The organism is Cellvibrio sp. PSBB006 (assembly GCF_002162135.1).
Lineage (GTDB): Bacteria > Pseudomonadota > Gammaproteobacteria > Pseudomonadales > Cellvibrionaceae > Cellvibrio.
On sequence record NZ_CP021382.1, the window covers coordinates 5,248,911 to 5,257,074 of the forward strand.

The following is an 8,164-nucleotide window of genomic DNA, read 5'->3' on the forward strand; positions in this document are numbered from 1 at the left end:
GATGTTTGTTGGCTACGCTAAAGTGGAGGCGGTGCTACACACATCGCATACACATTCAGATTAGACAATGCACCTAGTACGGCAGCTTTTTCAATTTCTGCTTCATCGAAGTCCGCCGTCGTTTCCATGATCACCATTTGCCGTGTGGCATCTCCTGTCAGGTTAAGCAGTTGCAAGCCGAGTAACCCGCCGCTGGCACTGCTCTCCTGTGCGACACCGTCCAGATAGGTGGTGATCTCCAGGCTGTTCAGCAAGCTCAGGTCCAACACACCGACTGGCAGTGACACGAGGAAGCCGACGCGCTGATTGCCGGTATAAGTCATTGCGGTATCTTCCACGCTTGCCCACACGGATGCCGCCACCGCGACCGGTGTTGACATAACCGCAGCATCATCCAGCGTATTAACCAGGTTCGCCGGATTAAGCACGCCGCAACCGATACACAATACACCACGTAAACCGGTGTCGACACTCGTACTTGCGCCCAATACCGGTTCGAACAATAAACCCGGACCACAGGCGACATTTTCTACCGGGTCGCAGGCGTCTCCGATGCCATCGCCATCAATATCCGCTTGTGAAGGGTTGTTGTTGATAGGGCAATTGTCGAGTGCATTGGTGACGCCGTCACCATCCAGATCATCATCGCAAACATCGCCGATGTTATCGCCATCCGCATCAAGTTGATCCGCGTTGGCAACCAATGGGCAGTTGTCCAGGTCATTGGTAATCCCGTCGCCGTCACTGTCGGTGTCGCACGCATCGCCGATATCGTCGCCATCACCGTCTTCCTGGCCGGGGTTGGCCACCAGAGGACAATTATCGCTATCGTTCAATACGCCGTCGTTGTCCGTGTCAGTATCGCAGCTGTCGCCGATGGCGTCGCCGTCGGTATCCGTTTGCAGGGGGTTGGCAACGAGCGGGCAATTATCCAGCGCGTCATCAATGCCATCATCGTCGCTGTCGGTAAGGGGATCGCACAGATCGCCGATACCATCAGCGTCGGTATCCGTTTGATCGGCGTTGGCTGTCGTCGGACAGTTATCGCTGGCGTTTACCACGCCGTCACCATCCAGATCGTTATCGCAAGCGTCGCCGATGCCATCGCTATCGGCGTCGGCCTGATCAGTGTTGGCAATTAACGGGCAATTATCTGATGCGTCATCAATGCCATCGTCATCGCTATCGGTGTTGGCATCACAAGCATCGCCGAGACCATCATTGTCCGTATCCAATTGATCGGCATTGGCGGCGAGCGGGCAATTGTCCAGCGTATTGATAATGCCGTCGCCATCAAGATCTGTATCGCACAGGTCACCGATACCGTCGTCATCCGTGTCGGTTTGGTCAGCGTTGGTAAGCAACGGACAGTTGTCGGTGTCGTTGGCTACACCGTCGCCATCCAGGTCGGTATCGCAGGCATTGCCTTGTCCGTCACCATCCAGATCGGCCTGGTCAGTGTTGGCAACCAGAGGGCAATTGTCGACAGGGTTGAGTACACCGTCGCCGTCAATGTCTGTGTCACAGGCATCGCCTACGCCGTTGTTGTCGAGGTCGGCCTGGTCGTCATTGGCGATTAACGGGCAGTTATCGCTGGCATCATCAATACCGTCGTTATCGCTGTCGGTATTGTCATCGCATAGGTCGCCCGTACCGTCGCCATCGGTGTCGGTTTGATCCGGGTTGGCGGTGTTCGGACAATTGTCGGCAGTGTTGTCGATACCATCACCGTCGCGATCGGTATCGCAGACATCACCGATACCATCTCCGTCGCTATCCATTTGATTCAGATTGGCAATCGAGGGGCAGTTGTCGGTGGTATTGCTGATGCCATCACCATCGCGATCATCATCACAGGCATCACCGAGGGTGTCATTATCGGTATCCAGTTGGTCGGGGTTGGCTACCAGGGGGCAGTTGTCGAGTGTATTGGTAATACCATCGCCGTCAGTATCGTTGTCACACACATCGCCCACGCCATCGTTGTTTAGGTCTGCCTGATCAGCATTGGGTGTGTTGGGGCAGTTATCCGTGTCGTTGGTCACGCCGTCGTTATCGTGGTCATCATCACAGGGGTTACCAATACCATCGTTGTCAGTGTCTTCCTGTGCGCTGTTGCTGATGAGGGGACAATTATCCTCGCCGTCATCAATGCCGTCGCCATCGGTGTCGGTATTGGTGTCGCACACATCACCGATGTCATCGCTGTCGGTGTCGAGTTGATCCGCATTGGCGTTAGTCGGGCAGTTGTCAGAGGCATTGGGAATTCCATCGCCGTCGCTATCACTGTCGCACACATCGCCGATGCCGTCATCGTCCTGATCGGCTTGATCCGCGTTGGCTACCAGCGGGCAATTATCTTCATCGTTGGGGATGTTGTCGTTGTCCAGATCCGTGTCACAAGCATCGCCAATACCGTCATTGTCGGTATCGACTTGCGCCGGGTTGCCGGTGGTGGGGCAGTTGTCGAGAAGGTTCACGACATTATCACCGTCAGTATCGTTATCGCACGCATTGCCGATACCATCTGCATCGTCATCGGCTTGATCGGTATTGGCGATCAATGGACAGTTGTCGGTTATATCGGAGATACCATCACCATCCTGGTCAGGTAATTCGCCAGGATCAATGGGTGGCAATGACGATGACGCAGAAGATGAACTGGATGTTGGGACAGACGAGGCTGAGCCGCCTGAACCATTGCCGTTTTGGGGAAATCCATCATCACCACCGCAGGCTGTTAAACCCAGGATGGCAATCAGCAGTAAATATATCGAAAAATTTTTCATGATAATTACCTGGCTCGAATTGGATAAGCGTTATCAGGGTTGTGTTTGTGTGCCGGTGATAATGAATTCCACACGTCGGTTTCTGGCCCTGCCTTCATCGGTGTCATTGTCGGCAACTGGCTGATCTTCACCCATGCCGAAGACTTTTATTCGATCCAGAGTGACCCCTTTCGCGCGGAGATATTTAGCAACCACATTGGCGCGTGTTTCCGAAAGGCGTTGATTGTATTCAGCAGAGCCACGCGCATCGGTGTGACCGATGACGCTGACTTGCAAATACGTTTTTTCCAATAGCATATCGACCACTTGATCGATCGCCGCGGTATTGCGGATTTCAGCTTTATCAAATTCAAATAATGGCCCGCCCATTTCTTCATCGATAACAATGCGCAAAGGTTCCGGTTCAGGTTGCGGCTCAACAATGGGTTCCGGCTCCGGTGCTACTGCAACAACCGGTGGAGGTGGCTCGCTGGGTTTAGCCGGTGGGTTGAGCGGCGAGAAATGCCATACCAGTGCTAACCCCAAAAAGTGTGGGTTGGCGTGGCCCATGGTGTCATTGCCGATTTGATCGATGTATTGATATTCGAACCGGCCGATCAAATGCGCCGACAGAGGTACTTGAATGCCAGCACCAAGCAATGGACGAAAACCATCGTCTTTTATGGAAATATTATTGCCGGAGACTTCTGCATCCCAATAAGCGGCACCGAGTTTTCCGTAAATATCCCACTGCTTCCATAACGGGTGGGTGTATTTCAGGGAAAGGTCGGCGGAGCGTAAATCGCCGTCGAGTGCACCGTCGGGATAACGCGCTTTTGAATCACCGATATCATTGAGCGAAAACTCCAATCCCCAGCGCGGATTGAAGTCATAACCCCCAAAGATCCCATAACCGACATCATCCTTGTCGCAGTCCATATTGGTTTCCAGGCAGGATTCCTGGTTATAGGAATAACCTGCACGGGCGCCCAGATAGGCGCCTTCTTCTCGCACATCAGCCAATACCCACTGACACGTTGCCATCAGGGAAAAAGCTGAAAACCGGGTTAGAAAATTAAAGGTATTCATAAACAGCCCTCGTAAAGGTGAGCATCACCCTGACAAAAGAATGTTGTAATGGACAAGCGACAACGGCTATCACCTGCGCTAAAACAGGTAATCAAATGTTGGCTTGGAATGTATGGGGATTGAAGATGACTTCCGTCAATCTGGTGGGGAATTCAGAGCGTGGTTAAGTAGGTAGAGGTGAAACACAAAAAGGCATAGGTTGATCACAGTCAGCTCCTTCACAGTCCAGCTTGCTCACATCGCATCTTTCAAAAATTTAACAAGATGCTCTTCCAGAAATCCAATAAGACATACTGCTACAACATTGATGCTAGTGAATAATGAAAAGATAGCAATGGCTGTTCAAGATCTAGTTTTTATAAAAATATTTTTTTCACAACGAAAAATTTTAATTATTCATAATAAAAAAATCTGTAATGCGCTGTAATTTATTTCAAAAATACAATCGCGCATGATTAACGTTTTTTTAAAATTTTTTAATTTTTATTTCTTAACTGAATCATTGTTGAAAGTGCCGACAGAATGCACAGCATGAGGATATTAACTGCACCGCCGCCGCCCCCATTGCTGCTGTTGGTGGCGGACTCTGTTGCTGGTGGATTATTAATGTTCGCATTGTTGCTGTTTTCAGTGGAATTGCTGAGCGAGCTCGCACTTGATGAACTTGACGACGAAGGCGGAACATTGTCGGCAGCAATATAAAAGTCGGCAATTTGCGGAGTTGTGACAGACAACGCATAACGTGCATCAGCGCCGTCATGTATGTCATCACGCGACACACCACAGGGAAGGCCTTTGCACAATAAATCCGGGCTGGAAAATTTGTAGGCTTTTCCATCCCAGTAATCCGCATTAAAGGTGCTTTGGTAGGCCATGATAGTGGCAAATTTATTCATTTCTCCGTGGCCTAATGCGAAATCAAATGTGCCACCTTTGCCGTCTTGCAAGCGTGAGTGTCTGAGCCCCATATTGTGACCCAGTTCATGTGCGGTAGAAAAATCACCGCAGCTGTTGATCGGAATATGTGAGTACATATAGTGCTTCTCATGCTCGGCAGAAAAATGTCCCTGACTGTCAGCGCCGCCCACCCATGCCTGGCCACAACTGCCATGCACATCTTTAAACGGGCGATAGAAAATCACCATGTCGGCTTTTGTTGCTTCTCGTGTAGCCTGTACATCTTTCAGGGCCGCGTCGCGTGCAAAGGTAATGTCCTGTAATGCGGTTGCTGCGTCATTGTCATCGGTGTAATTCACCTGCATGAGTCCCGCCAGGTGAAGCTCCACATCAAGTTGGCTATCGCGGTATATCTGATTGGTAAATTGAATGAGGTGGTTGATGCGCGTCTCGGTATCTTCACCATAGATGTCATAAACCCCTTGGGTATAAACCACGAGGACATCAATGGTGTTGTTTGCTGCAAAGCAGGGTGAGGTCAGGGCGAAGAAAAAAACACAGGCAAGCGTTTTCAATTTTTTTAGAAAATTGAGCATGGAGGAGTTCTCTTTTGTTGGCCTCCTCCGTGAAATAATCAAAATATCGATAAATGCTGTACAACAGGCACAGCGATAGCGCAAGAATTAAAAAATTCTTGTGTAACCCTTGGGTGTCAGGAACTCTTAGCAGCAAGTGCCTTTTGTGCGAGTGCCGGTTAAGGCATCCTTTTCAGACTGGCATCGGTGATGCCATAGGTGGTGCCGGATGAGGCTATTCAGGTAACGAATAATGCCGGCAGTGGCTCTGTTGGTTATCCTTGAGAGTTGTGGGTATATTAGTTGAATATTGCGCCACAGGCAATCCGCTTCACTTGGATCTTCCCGTTGTTTTTATAAAATTTTGCGGGCCTATATCAGGAAACTATGAAGAATTGTTTGTTTGGGGTCATAACATCAGGGGTTGGTAATAAATGAGGCGTTATTCCGGTTTTTGGGGAATATCGGGCTGCTGTAAGGCTTATGCTTTTTCTGCAAAATTGTTGTTTAGAATGTTAATTGGGTTATAGCGAGTGTGTTGTCGGATTACGCTGACGCTAATCCGACCTACGGGTTTTATTAAATTTACTGTGCGGGTTCGGTGACGAAGCCGAGTTTTAAAATACCGGATTTTTGCACGGCGGCCATGGCTTTGATGACGTGTTCATAATCCACTTGTCGATCGCCACGAATATGAATTTCCGGTTGTGGTTCTTGTTTCGCCGCGACGCTCAAACGCTGTTCCAGTTCTTCCAGGGTGACCTGGGTTTCGTTCCAGTAAAATAATCCATCGGCGGTCACTGCGAGGTTGACCGTTTCCGGTTTTACATTGTTGACGGTGTTGTCCGCGCGTGGCAGATCCACCTTTACCGAGTGGGTGAGTACCGGTACGGTGATGATAAAGATGATCAACAATACCAACATGACGTCCACCAGGGGCGTCATGTTGATTTCGCTCATGACTTCTTCGTTGTCGTCGAGTCCGCCGCCGAATGCCATCTTAGCTCACCTCTTTCTGTGCAATTTTGCGTGCATCCAGTTTGGTCACCGGCGCAGTGGATTTACTGCTAGCCGGTGGTGCACCGGTAATCAGGTAGGCGTGTAACTGGTGTGCAAAACGATTGAGTTTTCCGAGAATGCCTTTGTTGCCGCGATTCAATGCGTTGTAACCCAGCACCGCCGGAATCGCTACCGCAAGACCGAAAGCGGTCATGATCAAGGCTTCACCCACCGGACCCGCGACTTTATCAATACTGGCCGAACCGGACACACCGATGCCTACCAGTGCGTGGTAAATACCCCACACGGTACCGAACAAACCAATAAAGGGTGCCGTTGAACCAACAGAAGCGAGGATCGCCAGACCGCGTTGCAAACGCTCTGAACTTTCATCAATTGAGCCGCGCAAGCAGGCGGTCAACCATTCGGCCAAGGGCAAGTGTCCGTGCAGATCGGTTTTGTGATTGGTGTGATGATCCAATGCGGCCTGACCTTCTTCAGCTAAACGACGAAACGGATTATCGTCGCGATTGTCGCCAAGAATATGTAAACCTTCCGCAAAACTTTGCGCATGCCAAAAGTCGCCCAAGGCGCGCGAGGGTTTGCGCAATCTGAATAATCCCCAGGAGCGCACCGCAATCACATACCAGGACGCGATGGACATCAACAGCAGCATTACTGCTACTGATTTGATTACCATGTCGCCCTGACTCCAAAGGGCTTCGATGCCATAGGGGTTATTCATAACCGTTTCCTCAATGTTCATTCATGTAGTTCAGATTTGTTCGGCTAGACCGAGCAGCAGGGTGTTGGGTTGCCAGACACGCTGTGAATACATCCCTGTACGCTCGGCGTCGGCATCCTGCCTCCGACGGTCTTGCAACCCAACACCCTGCTGCTCTCATCACTTTGTTGCGAGAGTTTTAACGCAACGAAAATTCCAGCGGCTGCAAATACCAATAAGCGATAGGCTCATTACCGCGTCTCGCCGGTGTATATTTCCACTGCTTGACTGCTTTTACTGCTGTGTCATCCAGCCGTTTGAAACCGCTGGATTCCTTAATTTTTACTTCACCGACCGTGCCGTCCGGCAAGATCAAAATCTCTAACAACACGATGCCTTGCTCACGCAGGCGGCGCGACAACGCCGGGTAGGCCGGGCGCGGGTTGTTAAGTTGATGCGCATCTTCCCTTGGTGGCGTAACCGGCGCACCCATGCTGTCGTTTTCTTCCGCCGTGGGTGTTGCAACCGGCGGTGGGGGCGGTGGCGGTGCACTGTCTTCTTCGGGCGGTGACTCTTCCTGCGTAATGGCTTTTTCCGACGGCGGCGCTTCGGGTAGCGGCTCGGGTTTTGGCTTGGGCTTCGGTTTAGGCTCCGGCTTTTTTGGTTTTGGTTTGGGCTTTTCCGGTTCCGGTGGTGTTGGTTCTACCGGTGGCGGGGTCTTTTTGGCGCTTGGGGTTTGCACAGTTTCTGCTGGTGGGGCGGGGATCAGGATGCCTTGCACCGTCGGCAAAACCAGTTCTTCCGTCTTGGGGGCGGGCGCCCACACTGCCAGGCCGATGGCGCCCGCATGTATCGCCAGGACGCTGATGAACGCGATGCTTGAAGTCCACTTATTGTTCATAGCCCCGTTCCTGTGCCGGAGAGCTTCATTACCAACGCAAAACTACCGCTGAGCAGGGCAGGCACCAGAAGGCCGAGGATGGCTTTATCAATGGATTTAACCGAAAACGCCCAGAGTACGGCGGCCGCGTAGATTGCTCCGCTGGCCAGCAAGGCTGTCATCAGCGCATCGCTCTGGGGCATGGGAAGTAATGGCGTCAGTAAGGTGGCGC

General features: G+C 51.3%; 7 protein-coding genes. All 7 read right to left on the reverse strand.

Annotated elements, in window-relative coordinates:
• Positions 1-17: 17 nt before the first annotated feature.
• The 7 genes from CBR65_RS21915 to CBR65_RS21945 all read right to left on the reverse strand — a co-directional run bounded on the left by CBR65_RS21915 (position 18) and on the right by CBR65_RS21945 (position 8,135).
• Positions 18-2,789, reverse strand: a complete 2,772-nt coding sequence (locus CBR65_RS21915; RefSeq protein WP_087468836.1) for a thrombospondin type 3 repeat-containing protein — start codon at positions 2,787-2,789, stop codon at positions 18-20.
• A 33-nt stretch (positions 2,790-2,822) separates the two neighbouring features.
• The gene (locus CBR65_RS21920) at positions 2,823-3,857 is read right to left on the reverse strand and encodes an OmpA family protein (RefSeq protein WP_087468837.1); all 1,035 of its coding nucleotides are present in this window, start codon (positions 3,855-3,857) and stop codon (positions 2,823-2,825) included.
• A 476-nt stretch (positions 3,858-4,333) separates the two neighbouring features.
• Positions 4,334-5,350, reverse strand: coding sequence for a zinc-dependent metalloprotease (locus CBR65_RS21925; RefSeq protein WP_087468838.1), 1,017 nt, complete (start codon positions 5,348-5,350; stop codon positions 4,334-4,336).
• A gap of 564 nt (positions 5,351-5,914) precedes the next feature.
• Complete coding sequence (locus CBR65_RS21930; RefSeq protein WP_087468839.1) at positions 5,915-6,328, reverse strand: biopolymer transporter ExbD; 414 nt, start codon at positions 6,326-6,328, stop codon at positions 5,915-5,917.
• A gap of 1 nt (position 6,329) precedes the next feature.
• Positions 6,330-7,073 (reverse strand): MotA/TolQ/ExbB proton channel family protein, encoded by a 744-nt coding sequence (locus tag CBR65_RS21935; protein WP_087468840.1) that lies wholly within the window; start codon positions 7,071-7,073, stop codon positions 6,330-6,332.
• Positions 7,074-7,251: 178 nt separating this feature from the next.
• Positions 7,252-7,953 carry an energy transducer TonB gene (locus CBR65_RS21940; RefSeq protein WP_087468841.1) on the reverse strand — a complete coding sequence of 234 codons (702 nt, stop codon included), beginning with the start codon at positions 7,951-7,953 and terminating at the stop codon, positions 7,252-7,254.
• Positions 7,950-8,135, reverse strand: coding sequence for a hypothetical protein (locus CBR65_RS21945; protein WP_087468842.1), 186 nt, complete (start codon positions 8,133-8,135; stop codon positions 7,950-7,952). The genes CBR65_RS21940 and CBR65_RS21945 overlap by 4 nt, the downstream gene beginning before the upstream one ends.
• Positions 8,136-8,164: the final 29 nt, after the last annotated feature.

Bases quoted from the DNA above. Each gene is read 5' to 3' on its own strand.
- CBR65_RS21925 (WP_087468838.1), bottom strand. From the start codon at position 5,350: ATGCTCAATTTTCTAAAAAAATTGAAAACGCTTGCCTGTGTTTTTTTC.
- CBR65_RS21920 (WP_087468837.1), bottom strand. From the start codon at position 3,857: ATGAATACCTTTAATTTTCTAACCCGGTTTTCAGCTTTTTCCCTGATG.
- CBR65_RS21945 (WP_087468842.1), bottom strand. From the start codon at position 8,135: ATGCCCCAGAGCGATGCGCTGATGACAGCCTTGCTGGCCAGCGGAGCA.
- CBR65_RS21930 (WP_087468839.1), bottom strand. From the start codon at position 6,328: ATGGCATTCGGCGGCGGACTCGACGACAACGAAGAAGTCATGAGCGAA.
- CBR65_RS21935 (WP_087468840.1), bottom strand. From the start codon at position 7,073: ATGAATAACCCCTATGGCATCGAAGCCCTTTGGAGTCAGGGCGACATG.
- CBR65_RS21940 (WP_087468841.1), bottom strand. From the start codon at position 7,953: ATGAACAATAAGTGGACTTCAAGCATCGCGTTCATCAGCGTCCTGGCG.
- CBR65_RS21915 (WP_087468836.1), bottom strand. From the start codon at position 2,789: ATGAAAAATTTTTCGATATATTTACTGCTGATTGCCATCCTGGGTTTA.